This window comes from Luteimonas saliphila (genome assembly GCF_016774335.1).
GTDB classification, from domain to species: domain Bacteria; phylum Pseudomonadota; class Gammaproteobacteria; order Xanthomonadales; family Xanthomonadaceae; genus Luteimonas; species Luteimonas saliphila.
Genome location: NZ_JAETWA010000031.1, coordinates 131,861 through 151,157, shown reverse-complemented (window position 1 = coordinate 151,157; position 19,297 = coordinate 131,861). Strand labels below are relative to the sequence as shown.

At 62.4% G+C, this 19,297-nt stretch carries 15 protein-coding genes and 1 pseudogene; 11 read left to right on the top strand and 5 right to left on the bottom strand.

Features of this window, described 5'->3' with window-relative positions:
* Positions 1 to 8 precede the first annotated feature (8 nt).
* The 3 genes and pseudogenes from JMO03_RS08475 to JMO03_RS08465 all read left to right on the top strand — a co-directional run.
* The gene (locus tag JMO03_RS08475) at positions 9 to 1,559 is read left to right on the top strand and encodes a hypothetical protein (RefSeq protein WP_202842427.1); all 1,551 of its coding nucleotides are present in this window, start codon (positions 9 to 11) and stop codon (positions 1,557 to 1,559) included.
* Positions 1,560 to 1,962: 403 nt separating this feature from the next.
* Complete coding sequence (locus tag JMO03_RS08470) at positions 1,963 to 2,661, top strand: hypothetical protein (protein ID WP_238346000.1); 699 nt, start codon at positions 1,963 to 1,965, stop codon at positions 2,659 to 2,661.
* Between the two features lie 143 nt (positions 2,662 to 2,804).
* Positions 2,805 to 3,113: pseudogene (locus JMO03_RS08465) on the top strand (integrase core domain-containing protein); the annotation flags it as partial.
* Positions 3,114 to 3,271: 158 nt separating this feature from the next.
* On the opposite strand, the gene JMO03_RS08460 reads toward JMO03_RS08465, so the two are convergent.
* Entirely contained in the window at positions 3,272 to 4,288 is a 1,017-nt protein-coding gene (locus JMO03_RS08460; protein WP_202842425.1) for a hypothetical protein, read from the bottom strand.
* 384 nt (positions 4,289 to 4,672) lie between these two features.
* On the opposite strand from JMO03_RS08460, the gene JMO03_RS08455 reads away from it, so the two are divergent.
* A complete protein-coding gene (locus JMO03_RS08455) occupies positions 4,673 to 5,236 on the top strand; it encodes a hypothetical protein (RefSeq protein WP_238345999.1) in 564 nt (187 codons plus the stop codon).
* 416 nt (positions 5,237 to 5,652) lie between these two features.
* Here the strand turns inward: JMO03_RS08455 and JMO03_RS08450 are convergent, their stop codons facing one another.
* Together JMO03_RS08450 and JMO03_RS08445 are read right to left on the bottom strand one after the other, a co-directional pair.
* Entirely contained in the window at positions 5,653 to 6,963 is a 1,311-nt protein-coding gene (locus JMO03_RS08450; protein WP_202842424.1) for a zinc metalloprotease, read from the bottom strand.
* Between the two features lie 304 nt (positions 6,964 to 7,267).
* Positions 7,268 to 8,686 (bottom strand): hypothetical protein, encoded by a 1,419-nt coding sequence (locus JMO03_RS08445; protein WP_202842422.1) that lies wholly within the window; start codon positions 8,684 to 8,686, stop codon positions 7,268 to 7,270.
* Between the two features lie 767 nt (positions 8,687 to 9,453).
* Here JMO03_RS08445 and JMO03_RS08440 point away from each other — a divergent pair.
* From JMO03_RS08440 to JMO03_RS08420, 5 genes are all read left to right on the top strand, one after another.
* Positions 9,454 to 9,807 carry a helix-turn-helix domain-containing protein gene (locus JMO03_RS08440; RefSeq protein ID WP_238346013.1) on the top strand — a complete coding sequence of 118 codons (354 nt, stop codon included), beginning with the start codon at positions 9,454 to 9,456 and terminating at the stop codon, positions 9,805 to 9,807.
* A 243-nt stretch (positions 9,808 to 10,050) separates the two neighbouring features.
* The gene (locus JMO03_RS08435; RefSeq protein WP_202842419.1) at positions 10,051 to 10,965 is read left to right on the top strand and encodes a bifunctional helix-turn-helix transcriptional regulator/GNAT family N-acetyltransferase; all 915 of its coding nucleotides are present in this window, start codon (positions 10,051 to 10,053) and stop codon (positions 10,963 to 10,965) included.
* A 695-nt stretch (positions 10,966 to 11,660) separates the two neighbouring features.
* Entirely contained in the window at positions 11,661 to 13,082 is a 1,422-nt protein-coding gene (locus JMO03_RS08430) for an alpha/beta fold hydrolase (RefSeq protein WP_202842417.1), read from the top strand.
* Between the two features lie 121 nt (positions 13,083 to 13,203).
* Positions 13,204 to 13,902, top strand: a complete 699-nt coding sequence (locus JMO03_RS08425) for a transposase (RefSeq protein ID WP_202842416.1) — start codon at positions 13,204 to 13,206, stop codon at positions 13,900 to 13,902.
* 88 nt (positions 13,903 to 13,990) lie between these two features.
* Positions 13,991 to 15,469, top strand: a complete 1,479-nt coding sequence (locus JMO03_RS08420; RefSeq protein ID WP_202842415.1) for a S41 family peptidase — start codon at positions 13,991 to 13,993, stop codon at positions 15,467 to 15,469.
* A gap of 88 nt (positions 15,470 to 15,557) precedes the next feature.
* Here the strand turns inward: JMO03_RS08420 and JMO03_RS08415 are convergent, their stop codons facing one another.
* Positions 15,558 to 16,937 carry a glutaminase gene (locus tag JMO03_RS08415; protein WP_202842414.1) on the bottom strand — a complete coding sequence of 460 codons (1,380 nt, stop codon included), beginning with the start codon at positions 16,935 to 16,937 and terminating at the stop codon, positions 15,558 to 15,560.
* A 158-nt stretch (positions 16,938 to 17,095) separates the two neighbouring features.
* On the bottom strand, positions 17,096 to 17,470 hold the full coding sequence (locus JMO03_RS08410) for a helix-turn-helix transcriptional regulator (protein ID WP_202842412.1): 375 nt from the start codon (positions 17,468 to 17,470) through the stop codon (positions 17,096 to 17,098).
* Between the two features lie 297 nt (positions 17,471 to 17,767).
* Between JMO03_RS08410 and JMO03_RS08405 the strand changes: the two genes are divergently transcribed.
* Complete coding sequence (locus JMO03_RS08405) at positions 17,768 to 18,577, top strand: XAC0095 family protein (RefSeq protein WP_202842411.1); 810 nt, start codon at positions 17,768 to 17,770, stop codon at positions 18,575 to 18,577.
* Positions 18,578 to 18,697: 120 nt separating this feature from the next.
* The gene (locus JMO03_RS21495; RefSeq protein WP_202842410.1) at positions 18,698 to 19,288 is read left to right on the top strand and encodes a GNAT family N-acetyltransferase; all 591 of its coding nucleotides are present in this window, start codon (positions 18,698 to 18,700) and stop codon (positions 19,286 to 19,288) included.
* Positions 19,289 to 19,297 lie beyond the last annotated feature (9 nt).

Here is a 19,297-nt window from a genome sequence, read left to right as displayed (position 1 = left end):
GAGGGGGCATGCTTGATTCGCAGGAAGTTCAGACGCTTAAGAACCTCATTCGAGATAGCTTTCGAATCAGAGAGAACCAGGACCCTGTCTACGTTGATCTTGGTGGCAATCTTCAGCGCTTTTCGAGCGCGCAACACCAAGTGCTGTTTGGTCGTCGCGGCTCCGGAAAGTCATGTTTACAAGTCCACTTTCTTCGGCAGGCTGCAAACAATAGGGATCCGCTCGCAATCTACATAGGTGTCGACGAGATCAAGAGGCTGGGTTTCCCTGACGTACTTATCCGGATACTCCTTGAGGTCTTTCAGCGCCTGCCGGGAGCTAAAGGAAAGTTTTTTGGTCTCTTGAAGACGCCTCAAAGCAAGATCATAAAAGATCTGAGTGTCCTCTTGGATAATCCGGAGGACGCTGATGTAAGTCAGAAAGATTCGCGCGGCTCCGAGGGTGGTCTCGACCTCGCGCCAGCCGTGGGCGCTCCGCGGATCGGCTTGAAGGCGAGCCGCGGTCGAGAAACTACTACAACTTTCAAAAGCAAGAAGCTGGACCATCTTGAGCGTCATCTGCAGAACTATAAGAGTGCAATTCGAACCTCAATCAAAGGCACTTGGCCTACGGTATTTATCCTTCTTGACGACTTCTATCTAATAAAAAAAGATCTCCAGCCGCACGTCATCGACTATTTGCATCGGCTTTTGCGGGGAACCGATGCCTATTTGAAGGTTGGTACGATACGTCATCGTACGCAATTGAGAGTTCATGAGGGCCAGACTATCGGCGTCGAGCTGGGCCAAGACGTCGAAGAGATTAGCTTGGACAAGACGTTCGAGGACTTCGAGGGAACGAATTCATACCTGCATTCAATGTTATCGGAAATGGGCAATGCGGGTCATGTCAACATGGACGTCGCGGGTTTGTTTAACAGTGACGCACCTAGAGCGCTAACGTTAGCGTCCGGCGGTGTCCCTAGAGACTTCCTGAATATTTTCGTCGACGCGATTGATCTCTCCGTTAGAGCCGGAAAACGGGATCGACTAACCCCAACTTTCATATACAAATCTGCTGCGCAACATTCTTATAAAAGTAAGCTTGCCAATATTCAGGAGGAGGCTGGTTACGATGCTGAAAAACTAGGCAGGGTGTATGCGGACTTAGTAGCGTTCTGCCTAAAGGATAAGAAGAAGACCGCATTTCTTATCAGCATCGAAGACGCCAGGCAGCATCCCGACCAACACGAACTACTACAACAGTTGATGGACTTCAAGCTTCTTCACGTCATTTCGCAGAACACCTCAGCAGCGTCCGGACGGCAGGGGAGGTATGTCGCTTATACGCTCGATTTTTCCATATTCATGGAGCCAAGGCGCCGGGGAATAGAGATTGTTGAGTTCTGGAAGGTCGATGATCAACGGCGACCAATTGGTGTTCGTGAGTCACCAGACTATCCCCTCGCACGGGCGGCGGATGCTGCCGCTAATGCGGATTCGTCGCCAGTTGAAGAGATTGTTGATTCTGTAGAAGCAGAGCTTGAGGTTGATGTTCCGGAGACTGGTGCGCCCGATTGAGCTTGCATAGGCGATCGGTACGCCAACGCAGGAGCATCCGACTGCTAGTCGACTCACGCTGTCAAGAGAATAGTGGGTGCTGAGCGATGGATAGCCACAACTACTTTCGCCGCTCATGTGAGCGATCACATCGGTCATGGCGCCATTGCTGTCAGTCGTTCTGACGTGAGGCGTCTGGCTTATTACTCCGTTGAGTGAAATGTCGAACGATCAAGAGCGGCTTCTAATTACTAGTCGTGACCCAAAGCGGCCGTACGGTGCTCGCGTCACGTTCCAAGTCCTGCACGGCGGGAATATTGGGAACTTGGAGCATGTATCGCTGCTTCTCGAATCGGGAGCAGTTGCTACGATTTGTCCTGCCAGAAGTAGTTCTTGGGAAGGAGGGCGGCGTTTTAATGTTCTCTTGGAAGGATTCCCTACTGCCGCGGCTGCTGAGGAAGCGGGATTGCGTTTGGCTCAAGCTCTACTAATCGCGGCTGTCAGCATGAACTTTGGGTTGGTGCTCAACTACCATACGCATGAACCTGCCGTCGTGTTTGATCGATATCGACCTTCGGGTGCGTCGATGTCAGGCGAGGGGCACCAGAGTTGGGGGCAATCCATTGTGGTCGACGAGATAGTCGACGCTTATAGTGTGCGCTCACTCGATCGCGCCGTATTTCTATCAATGGAATTGTACTGCGCTGGGCTTCTGGATCTAAATGAGCGTACGCGCTTCATCACGCTCGTTTCAGCACTCGAGCCACTTGCCAAGCAAGAGGGTCTTGGACCGGCGGTGGACGCGTTCGTTGAAGAGGCGGTCTCTTTGCTCCGAGGCCAGACCGGAATCTGCGCCGAGTTGCTTCTTTCGCTGCAAGGGAGGTTGTTACAGCTGAAGAAAACGTCTGTACGGCAGGCGTTGTTTCGTCTCTCAGACACGTGGTTTCCTGGCAACAGAGATATTAGAGCGGCGATCGATCGAGCGTACAGTTTACGTAGTCAACTTCTTCATGAGGGTGCACTATCCGATCCTGACACTGACTTGATGACCGAAGCATCTCTAATCGCAGGCGTTCTACGAGAAATGTACGCAAAGATTTGTGGAAGAGAGCTTCGGTCCTAGGAAGGAGACGCCGTTAAGAGTCGACTTTAGTTTGCCCTTTAACAGAAAAAGAAAGAGATAAGGGCTGTTCCAACGCGACTCTGTTTCACAATTGCACAATCACAGCTCGCTACCGCGACGAGATTTCGTGCGGGCCTCTAGGTCGGATTTTTCCGAAGGTGATCCGGACCGATAACGGCAAGGAATTCTGCGGCAAGGCGATGGTCGCCTGGGCCCATGAGCGCGGGATCCAGCTCCGGCTGATCGAGCCGGGCAAGCCGAACCAGAACGCCTACGTCGAATCGTTCAACGGCCGGCTGCGCGACGAATGCTTCAACGAGCACCTGTTCACCAGCCTGCTCCACGCACGCACGGTGATCGAGACCTGGCGGCGCGAGTACTGCGAAGAACGACCCAAGAAAGCACTTGGTGGCCTGACGCCAGCCGCCTATGCCAAGCAGCTAGCTGAATCCGCTACAGTGACCCGGACTCCAGATCAGACCGCTACTGAAAGCGGGGGGACGTCGGACTTTACAGCTTCACGTGGTACGGCTCAGTCGGGGGGCAGATCACCAGCCAGAATAAACGGTGGAAGCCGCTCTGACCGGCCTCCAGGAACAGTGTTGAATATCTACTCTCTGCTTACAACTGGCTTACAGATTACGTTGAATCGACTCATGCAGTCATAGCAATAGTCGCCCCTATCATGATCTTGGCCCACGACTCCTGAGACGTAGTAGCCCGCTGGGCAAGAGCTTTCCGCGACCCAGCCGTTCTTGTTTCCACCTATGCGAGGTTGGGGTTGCTTTTCATTCTCACTGGCTGTGCCAATTCGCAGGAGTTGTGCCTCGACAATAGCAAGTCGGTCTTGCAGGATTCGATTTTCAGATGTGATCCTGCTACTAAGTTCCTCAATCTTCGATGAGTAGGCCGGAACTGTTACCGAGTTGGATACGCCCTTCGAGGTGTCGAGGGAAATTGTGACAGTCTTCTGTGGCGGCTTCGTACATGAGAATGTGAATTCGTTGGTATCTACTTTCGCACCTGAACCAAACGGCGCACCATTTCTATGACAGGAGAATGACCCGGCTGGAGTAATATCAGTTACCACCATTGGACCCGTATCTGGCGTGTATCTTTTCCCCGTTACGGTGAAGTCTGAGAAGTTCTCCTGCGGCGTGACATCGATGTAAATACCTTTCTGATTCGCCGCCAACCACGCTGCTGTATGCATTTTATGGCACTCAAGCCATGTATTTGCCAATACCGCGCTTACTTTGCTCACGTTCGCGGAAAACGCAGACCGGTAGGCTGCATTAAAGTAGTTTGCTTCGCAGTAACTGCTGTACTTCTCTCGAAAGCTCGATCGCTTGCTTTCGGTGCTGCCGCTCAACCCAATAATTGCTTCTGCCACGGGAATATCGATTCCAAGACCAGCTGCGCTGCTGTTGAAGTTTTCGTGACTCTCGAATTTCACATCACACAGGCGCCTCTGAAATAGTTCAAATTGTTCTTGCTCGGTCATTATTGAGTAATTGTCTCTAATGCCCGTTGAGATCGCCGCGTTGCACATTTGTGCTTGTTGGGCATTAGATGAACCGCAGATTGAAGCCACAAGGATCGTGCCAACGGCCTGAATCGTTCGCATCTTGTTCTCCTAGGCTAGCGCCTGCTGGGGTTTTCTGCAGGCGGTTTCTACAACGATGAGACTGGGGCGGGTCGGCCACGGATTGGAGGTTTATTGACATAGAGGGCTCGGAGCCCTTTCGGGCCAATGGAACGTGTTCTCGATGCCCGGCCCTCGATTCCCAAGGATTAGCCTGAGACCGTACTAGGGGGCTGTACGAGGGAGAGAATTTGGTCAGGTCAGCGAGCGGAAGAGAGGGCAGCTCGACTAATCCTAAGCGGCTTTCAGGTTTTCCCTACGAACGTTCGCGCTTTCCCCCGACACCCATCCCGCCGCCCCTTGGCACTGTGCACGGGCCCGGCGCGCGCCGGGCACCCACTCACATGGAATGCAAAGGAGCCTGCCGTGACCCAGAACCTACTGTCGCTCACCCTGTCCGACGAGGACGTTGCCGCCGTCAACGCGGCGCTGTCCGACCTGGAATCCCGCCTGTCCGGCCTGCTGGCGCTGGACAACGCCACCCGCCGCCAGATCACCAAGATGGGCGACAAATCCGAGGCCTTCGTGCGCCAGACCCTCAACGTTCTGGAGCAGAACCCCGACATCGTGCCGCCGGCGCTGGGCCTGCCCGAGGCCCAGGCCGACCTGGTGGCGATGGACCGCCTGCGCCCGGTGCTCAGCCGCCTGCACCGCCTGACCGAGCGCGTGGCCGACTCGGAAATGGCGCTGGGCAGCGACCTGATGAACACCGCGCTCGAAGGCTACGGCCTGCTCAAGGTCTCCGGCCGCAACCGCGGCCTGGAAGGCGCCGCCGAAGCCTTGGGGCCCGCTTCACCCGCAGCAATCGTCGGCCCAGCGCTACTCCGGCCGAGTGAGGCGCTGGCTCCGGGGGCGGGCAGGGCCCGCTCCCAGTACTGCAACGCCCCCAAAGCCCCGTCCGCTGGGCTTTTTTCGGGGCCGGCCGCCTGATTTCGCCAGCCGGCCGGCTTCGGAAGCCGGTGCTCCGGCCGAATCATCCCGCCCGCCGAGCAGATTAGGCGGCTCGCCGCTCGAAACACCCTGCCACCCGGCCAAATGTCCCGGCCGGTGGGCAAAATCAGCAGGCGCGCGGACCAGATAAGCCCGCGCGCCGGGCGAAACGGTTCGTAGTCCGGCAGAGAAGGCCCGTCCGCCGAGCAAATGAGCCTGTCGGCGGGCTTCGGAAGCCAAGGCTTAGGCCGTTTATGGGCGGCGTGCACGTTCAACTGCCCGGCGGACAGACCAGATGCGTAGGCGCGGCGCCCAGATCACACTCTTAGAGACGGACAAGCCCAAGTCCGCGTGCCTGCTGGCCTCGCCGAACCGTCACCCACAGCAGAGGCGGCCGACCGCACAAGTCAGAAAAGCTACGACTTTGCGCAGGCCACAACACTGATATACCAGCGCGACACGCTGCCATCGTTTGCCACGGACATGACCAAGCCTGGAAGTGCTGTTTCCAAAGTTGCCTCAACGCGTTTTGCTTGGTCCGACTCGGGGTGTCCAGTATCTGAGACGACTGTAACCCCATTTGCAAGCTTATCGCCATTCGGATAGATCTGCTCTCTCGACCGAAGTCTGCCAATGGAAGGCTGCGAAGCCAGCTGCTTGACGACTTCGTCTCTTAGAGCAATCGATGCTCCGTTCGCGTTGCATGCGAAGACGTCCACGTCTAGCAACTCTGGTCTAACGTTTCCAATGATCTCGGATTTCTCTTTGATGTCTGCTTGGAGAAAATCGAGTCTACGATTCACGAACTCTTGTTCACCAGCGGGCAACGTTGGAATTGCCGCCCGTATGGCAGCATAACTATCCAATTGTCCGCGCCTCACACCGACTCCATAAACCTTGGCAATCAGCTCAACATCGCCGGCCGATATCGTGGTATTTTGGGGTGCGTAGCACCGGCTATCCTCTCCTCTCAAGTAATAAACAGGAGGAAATGAGTAGAGCATGATTGAGTTTGGGTTGAACCCTGTCCTTACGTCGCCAGCGAAGTAACCTCGGCTTCTCATATTGTAATCAATAACAGATTTTTCCCAGAAGTTTGGATACCCGCCTAGCTTCTCGTACACGACCGGCCAGTTGAACTCAGCTTCGCACGATCCGTCAGGTTCTTGGTGCTCGTGATGTAGGCCCAGAGCATGGCCGAACTCATGCAGCACTACTCTGCGGAATGTGGGGTCATCGATCGTTGAGACATTGAATCTGGCCAAGTTCAAGCTCTGCTGTGTCTGCCGGGCATACACAAGACTATCTTGTCCCACATAGGACCAGTAGCCAGGCATTGAGTAGCCAACGCGTATGTGGTAGATCGAGCCAGCTCCGCATAGCTGCGGATTATTTCGATCACCAAAATCAAACTTGATGGTTGTGCCTGCCAACTCCCATGCCGACGCGACGCTCACGATGCGCCTTCGCAGCTCTCGGCTGCCTTCAAAAAAGCAGACGCGAATAGGTTCATCGTGGCTCCACGCCTTGGAGGCATCAAGAATTCCGCGCTCGATGGCTCCACCTTCAGCAAGTTGGTCCGTGGAAGTTTCGTAACCGTCGACCAGTATTTCTCGGAGAATAAAATCAGGCATAAGTTCTACTTCTTCATGCGCCTGTCCATTCGCATTCGAGAATATTGCTAGAAACGAAGTAGCTAACAAGATTCGAACGGTCCTGCTATCCATAGATGATTCCTCACTGTTCTGCAAAAGAGCAGGCTGATATAACCTCGGCGTAAGTTCCTGCCGCTATGACGAGATGGTATTCACTGTCCTTCAGCTCCCATTGGGGCGACTTCGAAATTTCCCGAATCTGGCACAGATTGTTTGCTTCTTCCCTTCGTTCAAGAATTGGCTCGTCGCATTCTGAACAACGGTGACAGGTTGACTTACTCTCTGGATTCGCTCTGCGCGGGCGGCGTGCGGGTCTGAGGTCGGCGATCAGCAGCGCCGGCTTGTTCGGGCTCTCAGCCGCTGTTGCGCCGGGAGGCTATTTGGCGACCTCCACGCTGAACATCGTTCCGGCCCCTACGGCGTCGTTGGCGAAGAACGTAGCCTTGGAAGATGCCTTGGCCGGTGCCGCGGCGCTGACTTCCACCTTGTAGCCACCGATGTCTGTAGATCCGATGCTTGCCCCGATGCCTGAATCGGACGATGAAACCGCTACGACCGAGTACGGTGGTATACCGCCCGTAATCGGGATCGACAGGGTCTTGCCAAGCTCTATCTTCTGCGTGCCCTGCTGGGCCAGCTGCAATCCGAACGGTAGTAACGTATTGGCGCGTCCAAGTGTGCAGAACGACACCTTGTTGGCACTGCCATTGCCACCGGACAGCGACTCAAGCGCGCTCAGGTGGGCTTCGGCGTTTCGTAGGGACCGATCATATGCTGCGCCAGCCAACAAGAAGCGGCCGGAAGCCTGACGATATGCGATCACCTTCGCTGCATTGACCTTGCAGCTTGGTTTGGGAGCTTCCCTTACGCGATCAACTAGCGGGATGATTCCATTGATCAATAGCGCCGCTGCCGTTCCTGCGTCGGGGTCTCCGTCTGCGGAATCGTCCGCTGCCGGCGCCGTACTTGGCGTTGAAGGCTTGAGAGCGGCCAGCAGTTTGGCAAGTTCACTGGGGTCGGGTTGCTCGCGGGAGAGCTGTCCATTGACGGCGTCTGCTATCGCAGTGGTGGCCGTAGTCAGGTCGCCCGCGGCTGAAGCCGCGCTCAGCGCCAGCATGCTTCGGCGCTCCGCTACGTCCTGTTCCCGCTTGGCAAACTTGTACTTGTCCGCGGTGGCAACTGAATCCACCAGTTCCATCAAGGATTCGACGTCATCTTTAACCTGGCCACAATTCTCCAGAGATCCAACCTGGACTCTCGCTTCGGCTTCGCCAATCCGGGCTCTGTCGAATTCCTCTGCCGTGTTCAGATCGGGCAATTTCTTCAGCTCGTCACTGATCAAAATCTTTCGACGAGTCACGCCGATCGCACACCCTATGGCTTCCGAACCTGACCAGTAAATAGCTTCTCGAGGTTTGCGATACAGGTACTGCTGTGCCCCGTAAAGGGAGGCGCCGCCTGTCGTCAGTGCAGTCACCTGGGCTTGATTGCCGCCGCGAATTCCGCTGTAGCCCGCCAATCCGGCAATCTGGAGTAGTGTCGCGCCGCCCGCATTGTTCATCATTGCGTACCTGCCGGCTTTGTCAGCCATGTTTCGCCGAGTGCACTCTGCGAAATCCAGCGCAAAATCCTCATTTTTTCGATTCTTCCCGATATCTCCACACACGCCATAATATCTCTCGCCGTCGCGCGGCATATCGCTTCTGACGTAAGGGTTCACTACGCAGCCGGCCAGCAGGAATCCCAGCCCGACGACACCATAGCGCTGAAAAGAAGGGTAGCGACGAGCGTCCATGTGTACTCCCCTAAGCCTATTGCATTGACCGACGGCCGAGTTTCTGAAAGGCGGATGCGGCTCGCCGCTGACCGCCACTGAGTTGCACAACGAGATGACACACTCCAGGATGGCTATCCACGGGTACTGGCGGCCGCGGTGCCGATGGACTTCCAGTGCTCTCCTACATAGTCGGAGTGCGGCTTCCTTGTTTCCTTCCCCGCTCCGTTGTTCGATCTCTCGTGTTCGTTGACAGCGCAATCAGCAAAGCGCGAAGGGAACGTCGACATGATTCGCTCCAGTTATCCGTATTGCGGATGAGATTTACTGGGGTTCAGGTGCTGCCAAAATGGGCCGCAGGGAATTAAGTTCGAGAGAATCAGTTCCGTGTGGTTCCCTTCGACCCCTTTCCCTTGGGGTCGGTAGGGGCTTCGGGGTTTGGGTCAGGCAGATGGTCTCTGGAACCGGCCCTTGTCCCCCGAGCCAGAGCAGCGGTCGGATTCTTCTGAAACTATCGGGGCGGCAGCCCGGTGATCGCGAACTGTTTCGTGACGCCCGGCATTCCCCGTGCCGTGTGACACTGATCACACAACGGAGTGGAAGGAGCAATAGTCGAAGCCGCCAACGCGTCGTCAGATCCACTTGCCGTGGGCCAGAAAATCGAAACTTCCATGGCCTGAAAAGGGCCCGGGCAGCGTTCCTGTACAGAATCGCAGCAGATTCGCTTACCAGGCCAGTACCGCTGTCCACCGTCCAGGGGAAGGATTGGAGGGTTCGCCGTGAGTCATATGCATGTCCGCATCCGGCAATGCAGGCGACTGGTGGGGCTTTCCCAGTCAGGACTGGCGACGGCCACGGGTGTGCGGCGCAGTGCCGTCGCCCAGTGGGAGAAGCCGTCCCAAGGGACGTCGCCGAGCATTGGGCACCTGGTCGATATCGCTCTGGCTGCCGGCGTGTCCTTCGAGTGGCTGGCCACCGGTCGTGGGCCGATGCGGTTGGACGGGTTGGACCTGACCCCGACCGCGCTCACGCAGGATTTTGCGATGGATGAGCTGGAGAGCCGTGTTCTCAGTTCGATTCGCCGACTGACGCGGCGCAACCGTGAGATCGCCTGTCGCATTATCGAGATCATGGCGACTTGACCTCGGAGTGAACTAAAGGGGACGGAAGCAACTAATCGTTCGCTCGGGCCACCCCGGAACCACGTCGCTCCCCCCTCGGCCGCAACCATGCAGGCTGCCGCGCGTCACCGAAAACCCCACCGAGCACAGGTACTGGTTGTTGATCACGTACTCGATGCCGCCGCGGATCGTGGCGAACAGTTCTTGCCACCCCGGCGGGCTCCGGCTAGAGTGTTGACAAAGTCAACATAGAAGGGCGGGGCGATGGATGTGGTCCAGGAGGTCCGGCAATTCAACCGCTTCTACACCCGCCTCGTCGGTCTGCTGGACGAGCATCTGCCCGACAGCGGCCTGTCGCTGCCGGAAGGCCGGGTGCTGTACGAGCTGGCCACCGCGGGCGGGCAGGCGGCGGCCGATCTCACGCGCACGCTCGGGATGGACAAGGCCCAGCTCAGCCGGGTGGTGCGCACGCTCACCGGCCGCGGACTGCTGGCCAGCGAAGTCGACCCCGCGCACGGCAAGCGCCGGCTGCTGTCGCTGACGCCGGCCGGGCGCGACGCGTTCGCGGCACTGGACGCAGGCACCCGTCGACGCATGGCCTCGGTGCTGCAACCGCTGGCCGGCGATCGCCAACAAGCGCTGGTAACCTCGATGCACGCCATCCAGGGCGCGTTCGATGCGCAGCAGGCATTGCCGGTGGAGGTCACGCTGCGGGCACCGGTGCCTGGCGACCTGGGCTGGGTGATCCATCGACAAGCGGTGCTCTATGCACGCGAGTACGGCTGGGACTGGACCTACGAAGCGCTTATCGCGCGGATCCTGGGCGACTACGCCACCGGCTTCGACGCGACCCGCGAGGACGGCTGGATCGCCGAGCGCGGCGGCGAGGTGGTGGGTTCGATCTTCCTGATGAAGGGCGACACCCCCGACGTCGCGCGGCTGCGCCTGCTCTATGTCGAACCGCATGCCCGCGGCTTGGGCGTGGGCCGGCGCCTGGTCGACACCTGCATCGCCCGCGCCCGGCAACTCGGCTACCGGCAGCTCACGCTGTGGACCAACGATGTCCTGGTCTCGGCCCGCCGCATCTACGAGGCCGCGGGCTTCCGCCTGACCGCACAGGAGCCGCATCGCTCGTTCGGGCGGGATCTGGTGGGGCAGACGTGGGAGCTGGCGTTGTAGGGCGGGGACGGGAGGCCCGGTGCAGCGCTGTTTCCCCGAACGTTCGCCCATCGCAAGGCGGAGCGCGCCGCGCCTGCCTTCGCCGCATGGAGTCAACGCCGCGGGCGTCCCCGTAGCCCGGATAAGCGAAGCGCATCCGGGAATGCCGGCAAGCCCCCATCACACGCGCGCGCCGGGTGCGCTTCCCTTGTCCGCGTATGTATCCCTGAGTGGGATGCGCTTCGCTGACCCGGATGCGCTTCGCTTATCCGGGCTACGGTGCTACTGGTACGTCCAGTAGGGGGCAGGTCAGAGGAGGCAGGGCAGGCGGTTGTTGCCGCGCCGCATGATGTGTTGCGCGATGCCCGGGAGATCGATGCGGGGACAGCGAGCCATGTTCGTCTGCATGGTGTGCGGCCATCCGACCGTCCGCTGGCCCGTGGCCCGGGATCGTGTCGGAAATGTAGACCCGACCCCGTGACCCTCCGCAATCCCGTCCTCGAAGGCTTCCACCCCGGTTCTGTCGATCGTGCAGGTGGGCGGCGGTCGTGGCATTGTCCCCATGCCGCCCCGGGTTGCGTTGCGGCAGGCATCGGCAGACGCCGATCGAAGGGAGAACACCGGTGGACCGACGTCGCGTTGCCGCGCTGTCCAGCCTCCTGCTTGGCGGTCTTTGTGGAGCCGCGTACTCCGCCGGACTGGCCGCATCCGAAGCGGTGACGCCTACCTTCGAAGCCGCGCCCTGTGGTTTCGAGGAGGCAACGGATGCGACGCCCCCGCAGGATGCGGTGTGCGGCTGGGTGCGCGTTGGCGCGCGCCGGGACGGCACCGACCACCGCAGCTTGCGACTCTGGGTCGTCCGGCTTCCCGCTGTCCGGTCCACCGGCCTGCCGCCGGTGATCCGCGTCCTGGGCGGCCCGGAACCCATGCGCCTGGCCTACCTCGGCGGCGCGCGGACGACACGCCTGCGCCAGCGACACGACGTGGTGTTCTTCGACTATCGCGGACTGGGCCGCTCCGAACCGCGGCTCTCGTGCCGGGTGGACGCGGTCAGCGGCGACACCACCGACGCCAGGCTCGCATCCAAGCTGCGCCAGTACGCCGAGTGCCACCGGCAACTGGAAGACGCCGGCGCCGATCTCGATGCCATCGCCAGCCGCGAGAACGCAAGGGACATCGACGACATCGCGCGCGCGCTCGGCTACGCGAGCTATTACACCCACGGCGGGTCGTACGGCAGCGTCACCACGCTGGAACTGATCCGGTCGCGTCCCGAGGGCCTGCGCGCGGCGGTGATCGGCACCCCGCTGCCACCGAACTCGCCGCTGCACGATACGGTCGGCAGCTTTGCGTCGGCCCTGGCGAGGATCCAGGACCACTGCAACCGCACGCCGTCGTGCGCCAGGCGCCATCCCGACCTGGCGGGCACGCTGGCGAAGGCGATGGACCGCATCGACCGCACGCCACTGCACCACGACGGACGCCGGCTGCTGCCATCCGACCTGTTCAACGCACTGTGGTCGCTGATGGCGATGGACGACTATGTGTGGGTGCCGTCCGCCATCGAGTTCGCCGCACACGGCGATGCCGGCGCGCTGGCGCCCTGGATCGGCGCCAACTCCGTCGGCTGGGACTTCTTCCTGCCCGAGCCGGGCGACGCCTTCTCCATCGTCAACGCGACGGTCAACTGCCAGGACATCGCCAGGGGCCGTCCGATCGCCGACGACATGCGCGCCGCCGCCGAACGTCATCCCCATCTCGCCCGGGCGATCCTGCCAGCAGACGCATTCGACCGGCTGTGCGCAGCCTGGCGCCCGTCTCCGGTGCCGGCCGACGCCCGTGATCCAGTGTCCAGCGACCTGCCCGTGCTGCTCTTCAGCCTGCACTTCGATCCGGTGACGCCTCCGGAAGATGCGCGGCTCGCGAAGGCCTCGCTGCCGAACGCCATCCTGCTGGAGCATCCGGGTGGCACGCATGTCTCGCGGGTGCTCGACACCTGCCTGGTCGAAATGGAGGCGGCGTTCCTGGCTGATCCCGACGCCCCGCTGGACAGCGCCTGCACGGCGCAATGGCAGCCCGCGGAGTTCGTGCTCGACGCCTTCGACGCGTATCTGGATGCCATCGAAGCGGCCCCCTGATGGCAGCGCCGGGGGAAAAGGTGTCAGGGACAATTGCCGACGCAGCAGTGAGGCGTTCTCCGACGTGGTGTTGCGCCGGAGTCTGATGGAGCCAGGTGGCGTGGCGAGCGACGCTAGGGGCATGGCCCGCCCACCTCGATTCGACTTTGCAGGTGTCGCGCAGCATGTGGTGCAGCGCGGCAACAATCGCTTGCCGTGCTTCCTGGACGATGACGATCGCCAGCGGTATCTGCAATGCCTACGGCAGGGACTGGCCAGGTTCGACTGCCAGTTGCACGCCTATGTGCTGATGAGCAACCACGTGCACTTGCTGCTGACGCCTGCCAGCGCTGGCGCGGTGTCCCGGCTGATGCATACGTTCGCACGCAATTACACCGGGCTGTTCAATGGACGACATGGCCGCACGGGGACGCTGTGGGAAGGGCGGTTCAAGGCTTGTCTTGTGGACTCGGGCCGCTATTTCCTGGCCTGCAGCCGGTACATCGAGCTCAACCCGGTGCGGGCATGGATGGTGGCACAGCCGGGCGACTATCCTTGGTCGAGTCATGGTGCGAACGCCGGCTACCGGGAGGATCCGTTGGTCACTCCGCATCCTGAGTATCTGGCGCTGGGGGCGAATCGGCCAGCTCGCGCTGATGTCTACCGGGCACTGGTTGCTGAGACGCTGGACGAGGTGCTGGTGGCCGAGATTCGCGCGCACCTGCAGCAGCAGAAGGTGCTGGGTTCGGACCGGTTCCAGGCATGGGTGGCGAAGCGCACCGGCAAGTTTGCTGGGCTGCGTGGCCGCGGGCGGCCGTCAGCCAATGAGAATTGTCCCTGACACCTTTTGGACCTTTTCCATGACTCCCGCCACGTGCACGGACACTGCTGCCGGGATGGAATAGCCGTTCGCCGCCCGGAGTTCCACCATGGACCGCACCCGCCTGCTCGTCGCCGCGCTCGGCGCCGCCACCCTGTTGCCACTGACGGTCAGTGCCGAGCCCGACTGGCCCGAGCGCCTGCGCGATGACGCCACCGCATTCCACGCGGCGGTGCAGGCCAGCCACCCCGGCCCGGTCGATCCCGGCAATCCGCAGTTTGCCGCGCACCTCGATGCGGGCCTGGACCGGGCTTTGGCGCGCGCCGACGAGGTGACCGACTTCGCCGGTTACTGGTGGGCGATGCGCGAATTCCAGGCCGGCTTCGACGATGGCCACGTCCAGCTCTCGAGCAATGACGGCGCGCCCGAGCTGCCCACGCGCTGGCCCGGCTTCCTGACGCGCTGGTCGGGAACCGGGCACGTGGTCGCCACCCGGCTGGATGCACCGGACCTGCCGCCGGTGGGCGCGCGCCTGGTGGCCTGCGACGGCATCGCTGCCGATGCCATGGCGGTGGATCGCATCGGACGGGTCCGCGGCCGCTGGCATCTCGAAGCGCAGCGGGTCAGCCATGGCGGCCGCCTGTTCCTGGATGCCGGTGATCCCTGGGCGCAGCCGCCCACGCATTGCAGCTTCGCGTACGACGGGCGCGAGCACGACGTGGCCCTGGCCTGGCGCACGCTGGATGCCGACACCCTGTCGACCCACTTCGCAGCCACCCGCGCGCTCCACGGCACCACCACCGGCGTGCGCGCGCCGCGGCCCGGCCAGCTGTGGATCGCGGCCGCCAGCTTCGATGCCGACGACGACGCACTGACTGCGCTGCTGCGCGCACTCGACGACGCCACGCGTGTGGGGGAGGCGCGGCACGTGGTGCTCGACCTGCGCGGCAACGGCGGCGGCTCCTCGCACTGGAGCCGCGAGATCGCGCGGCGGTTGTGGGGCGACGCCGCGCTCGCCGCGCTGCCGCCGACCGAGAGCCGGGTCGACTGGCGCGTGGATGCGGCCAACCTCGAGGCGATCCGCGAGTTCGGCGGCATGCTGCGTGCGCAGCCGGAACCGGATGCCGAACTGCTGCACTGGGTGGAGGTGATCGATCGCGGCATGTCCGAAGCGCTCGCCCGCGGTGACGAGCTGTGGCGGCATCCGGCCGATGCGGAGAAACCCGACACGCCCGTCGACATGCGTCCGCGCGCGCTGGCCGCGGATGCACCGGTGTACGTGCTGGCCGACGCCGGCTGCGCCTCGGCGTGCCTGGATGCGCTGGACCTGTGGCTGCCACTGGGTGCGATCCACGTCGGCGGCGAAACCTCGGCCGATACCGTATACATGGACATCCGCCAGCAGCCGCTTCCCAGCGGCCTGGCCACGGCGTCGATCCCGATGAAGGTCTATCGCGGACGCAGCCGCGGTCACAACGAGCCTTACCGGCCCTCGCACGTCTGGACAGGCGACTTCGCCGACGAATCCGCGTTGTCGGCGTGGATCGCCAGCCTGGCTGGTCCTGCAGCTGAGGCCAGCACCCGGTAAGAGAAAAAGGTATCGGGGTGGAGTGACCCCGGTTTTGCATTGAAGCGTCCGGGGCTTGCGTACGGGACAACCAACCCGAATCTCTCGCCTAGCGCCCCGTGTCTTCCTGGCTGGCGACGATGCGGCAGGCATCGCCACCGACCACGGCTTGCGCCTCGGCATCGGTGGCGACGACCCGTGGACGCTGCGCGTGGTCGAGGGACGTGAGGTCGAGCACGCCGTCGGGATCCACCAGCACCACCATGCGGCGGCCGGCGTGCAGGCGTCGCAGGTTCTCCAGCAGCATGCGCGTGGCGACATCGTTGAGCGAATGGGTGTGCAACAGGGAGAGGATCACCGCGGTGGCTTCGCGATGGCGGCCGCCACCGGCATCGTTGGCCTCGCCGAGGTCGTGCGCCAGTGCGCGCGTCAACAGTTCGGCGCCGCCAAACCGCACCGCGCCACGCAGTTCGTAGACCGGCACGATGGCATCGCCCGAGCGGCCCTTGCCGCCGGCCAGCGTCACCACCAGCTTGCGCACGACCGCGCGGCCGATCTGGCTGACATCCATCATGTGCAGGCCCATGTCGCGCGAGAGGCGTTCGCAGACGGCCACGCCACGTGCGCTGTTGCCGTGCGCATCGAGTTTCGGCGAGAACACGGCAAGCCCCAGCTGGCCGGGCAGGGCACCGATGATGCCGCCCGCCACGCCGCTCTTGGCCGGGATGCCGACGTTGGACACCCAGTCGCCCGCGGCGTCGTACATGCCGCAGGTGGTCATCACCGACAGCACCTGGCGTACGCCGGCGCGATCGATCACCTGGCGGCCGGTGAGCGGCTGCACGCCGGCGTTGGCCAGGGTGGCGGCCATCAGGGCGAGATCGCGCACGGTGACGCTCACGGCGCACTGGCGCACGTAGCCATCGACGATGGTCTCGGGCTCGGCGTGGATGATGCCGCCGGCGCGCAGCATGTGCGCCAGCCCGCGGTTGCGGTGCGCGTCGCGCAGTTCCGCCTCGTACACGGCTTCGTCGTAGCCGAGTTCGCGACCGGCCATCGCCGACATCAGCGCGCGCAGGCGCTCCACGCGCTGCGGGCCGCTGGCATCGGGGCCGGCGACCAGTGCATGCGTGGCGAGCGCGCCGGCGTTGATCATCGGATTCATCGGCCGATGGGTGCCGTCCTCGAGCGAGAGCTCGTTGAAGGCATCGCCCGACGGTTCGACGCCGATCCGGGCCAGCACCGCGTCCAGGCCCACGTCTTCGATGGCGGCCGCATAGGCGAACGGCTTGGAGATCGACTGGATCGAGAACGCCACGTCGCTGTCGCCCGCCGCATAGACTTCGCCATCAACGGTGGCCAGCGCCACGGCGAGCCGCGAAGTGTCGGCCTTGGCCAGCACTTTGATGTAGTCGGCGGGCGCGCCATCGTCGATCGAGCGCACGGCATCGAGCACGTCGGCGAGGTAGTCGGGTACGGGAGATCGCATGGGTGGTCCGGATAAGGGAATACTGGGGACGGAGGGGACTAATCCGTTTTGTCGCGCCTTGGGGCGGCGAACAGATGGCAGGCCGTAATCCCCAGGACGTTCTCCGGCAAATCCTCGCAGTCGGAGGGGAGGCTTACGGCGTCCTCGCGCTTTCGCCGTTACTCCGCCAACAGGTTCAGCAAGCTGCGGCGCCGGGTGGGTGATGACGCACGGAAACGGGTGAGGAGGGCGACTTCCTGCTCGTTCTGCGCCGTCCTTGCGGGCTCGCTCGCCCCTTCGCTGACATACAGGCGCGCTTCGCCCTGGTGCGTCCGTGCGGCAAACGTATCGTCGACCAGGTAGTCCAGGGTCAGTCCGTCGGAGGCGTATAGCCGGCGGATCTTCGCGAGGTGGGCCAGGCTCGGCTGGGCGCGGCCAGTCTCCCATTTTGAGACGGTGGCCTTGCTTACTTCGAGTTCGAAGCCCACGCGCTCCTGCGACCACCCCCGCGCGTCGCGGAACTGTTTCAGCCGTGTACCGAAGGAACTGCTCATTGCGGGCATTTTCGAGGGCAAGGAAACATCTGTCGTTTCTGCACGGTTGACATCCAGTGTATCTTTATTGGATACTTTCGAGGTCGCGAGAATGGAAACCTGCGGCTTGCTCGGCTGGAGATTCCGCGTCGTGGGGCGTGCGCCGGCGAAGGGCGGGGACCAGACCCGCTCCAGGACCGGTGCGGCATGCTACGACCCTCCGGATGTCTTCCTGCGGCTCCGTGCGGTTTCGAATCTCCCGATGTCTCACCCGCTGCATGGCGGCGGGTGGTCCTTTCATGGAACGAGGAGGCGACGATGTCGAAGTACGAACTGGACGAGATGGACACCACCGGCTATTTCCTGCCCGAGGAGAGCCACTTCCGGCTGAAGAAGCTGCACGCACACATGGAATTCCTGTCGCAGCTGGCGCAGCCGCGCAGGCACGACGAGGAGGAGACGGGCTTTGGCCCCGAGATCAGCGGGGACGAAATGGCCGTGTGCCTGGAACTGCTGGCCGAGCAGGCCGAGCGCGTGCTGGACGAGGTGACGTGGCCGGCAGAGCGGGTGGTGGATGACGAGCAGTCGCAGGCACGCGACGAGGACGACCTGAAGGACGCGGAGGAGGCCGAGGAGCCCGAGGAGCCCTTGGCCGCCGAGGCGCGGGACGACGATGAGACTGGAGAGGCGCCGCCGACGAGGGCCCGGGATGACGTTCACGGGGCGGGCGAGGCGAGCACCGCCGTCGATGCCGACGCGGAAACCACCGCCGCCCCTCTCGTCATCGGCATGACGATGGACCAGCTGGACGCCCTCAACCGCCTGCACGACCGGCTGCATGCCTATGGCGACATGGTCCTGGGCCTCGAGCGGATGAACCTGGCCGACGGCACGCCCACCGTCCTCGGCGAGGTGATCTTCGAAGACGCCGAGGCCGCCAGCAAGCTCATGGACCAGGTGGCCGGGCAGCAGCTTCCCGACGAGCTCCGTGGGAAGCGCCGCGTCCGCGAATCGCACGCGGTCTATGGCCTGCCCACCGGCCACGGGACCACGTTCGACGCACCCATGCCGAAGCTGCCACCGCCTGGGCCTGCGGTCTGGCACTCACCGGGAGCCACCTTGCACTGAGCGGGCAGGGTGCGGTGCCGGGCTTCGCCGTGAGGCCCGGCAGCGCGCCCGCCCTGCATCGACCCGCTTAACGCACCGCCGGCCAGAATGTCTCTCGCCGCCTGGACCGGAGAGGATGCCGTGACTCGTCCCGCGCTCGAGATTCGCAGTGCCGCGCCCGATGAAATGCCGCGCGTCGTCTCGACGATCGTGGCTGCCTTCGTCGCAGACCCGCCCGCGCGATTCGCCTGGCCTTCGGCGCATGACTACCTGCAGGCCATGCCCGTGGCCACGCGCGAATTCGCAGGTGCCTGTTTCGAACATGGGACGGCCTATGCGTCCGCCGATCTCAGCGGCGTTGCGCTCTGGCTGCCGCCGGGCGTGGCGCCAGGCGGGGAACGCCTGGCCACGATGTTCCGTGAGACGGCCAAGCCCGAGCACCTGGACGACCTCCTCGCCGCGTTCGCAAGGATGGAGCAATGCCACCCATCGGAACCGCACTGGTATCTGCCGCAGATCGGCGTCGATCCGAGTGCCCAGGGTAGGGGCATTGGCGCGGCGTTGATGCGGCATGCCCTCGCGCGCTGCGACCGGGAACAGGCCGTGGCCTACCTGGAAGCGTCCAAGCCCGACAACGTTCCCTTCTACGCGCAGCATGGGTTCGAGGCGGTCGGCGAGATCCGGGTGGGCAGGGCGCCACCGGTGACGCCTATGCTGCGCAGGCCCCGGTAGAAAAAGGTA

What these genes read in the sequence shown, in the direction of transcription:
- JMO03_RS08475 (WP_202842427.1), top strand. Translation starts at nt 9, where the DNA reads ATGCTTGATTCGCAGGAAGTTCAGACGCTTAAGAACCTCATTCGAGAT.
- JMO03_RS08460 (WP_202842425.1), bottom strand. Translation starts at nt 4,288, where the DNA reads ATGCGAACGATTCAGGCCGTTGGCACGATCCTTGTGGCTTCAATCTGC.
- JMO03_RS08450 (WP_202842424.1), bottom strand. Translation starts at nt 6,963, where the DNA reads ATGGATAGCAGGACCGTTCGAATCTTGTTAGCTACTTCGTTTCTAGCA.
- JMO03_RS08445 (WP_202842422.1), bottom strand. Translation starts at nt 8,686, where the DNA reads ATGGACGCTCGTCGCTACCCTTCTTTTCAGCGCTATGGTGTCGTCGGG.
- JMO03_RS08440 (WP_238346013.1), top strand. Translation starts at nt 9,454, where the DNA reads ATGCATGTCCGCATCCGGCAATGCAGGCGACTGGTGGGGCTTTCCCAG.
- JMO03_RS08435 (WP_202842419.1), top strand. Translation starts at nt 10,051, where the DNA reads ATGGATGTGGTCCAGGAGGTCCGGCAATTCAACCGCTTCTACACCCGC.
- JMO03_RS08425 (WP_202842416.1), top strand. Translation starts at nt 13,204, where the DNA reads ATGGCCCGCCCACCTCGATTCGACTTTGCAGGTGTCGCGCAGCATGTG.
- JMO03_RS08420 (WP_202842415.1), top strand. Translation starts at nt 13,991, where the DNA reads ATGGACCGCACCCGCCTGCTCGTCGCCGCGCTCGGCGCCGCCACCCTG.
- JMO03_RS08415 (WP_202842414.1), bottom strand. Translation starts at nt 16,937, where the DNA reads ATGCGATCTCCCGTACCCGACTACCTCGCCGACGTGCTCGATGCCGTG.
- JMO03_RS08410 (WP_202842412.1), bottom strand. Translation starts at nt 17,470, where the DNA reads ATGAGCAGTTCCTTCGGTACACGGCTGAAACAGTTCCGCGACGCGCGG.
- JMO03_RS08405 (WP_202842411.1), top strand. Translation starts at nt 17,768, where the DNA reads ATGTCGAAGTACGAACTGGACGAGATGGACACCACCGGCTATTTCCTG.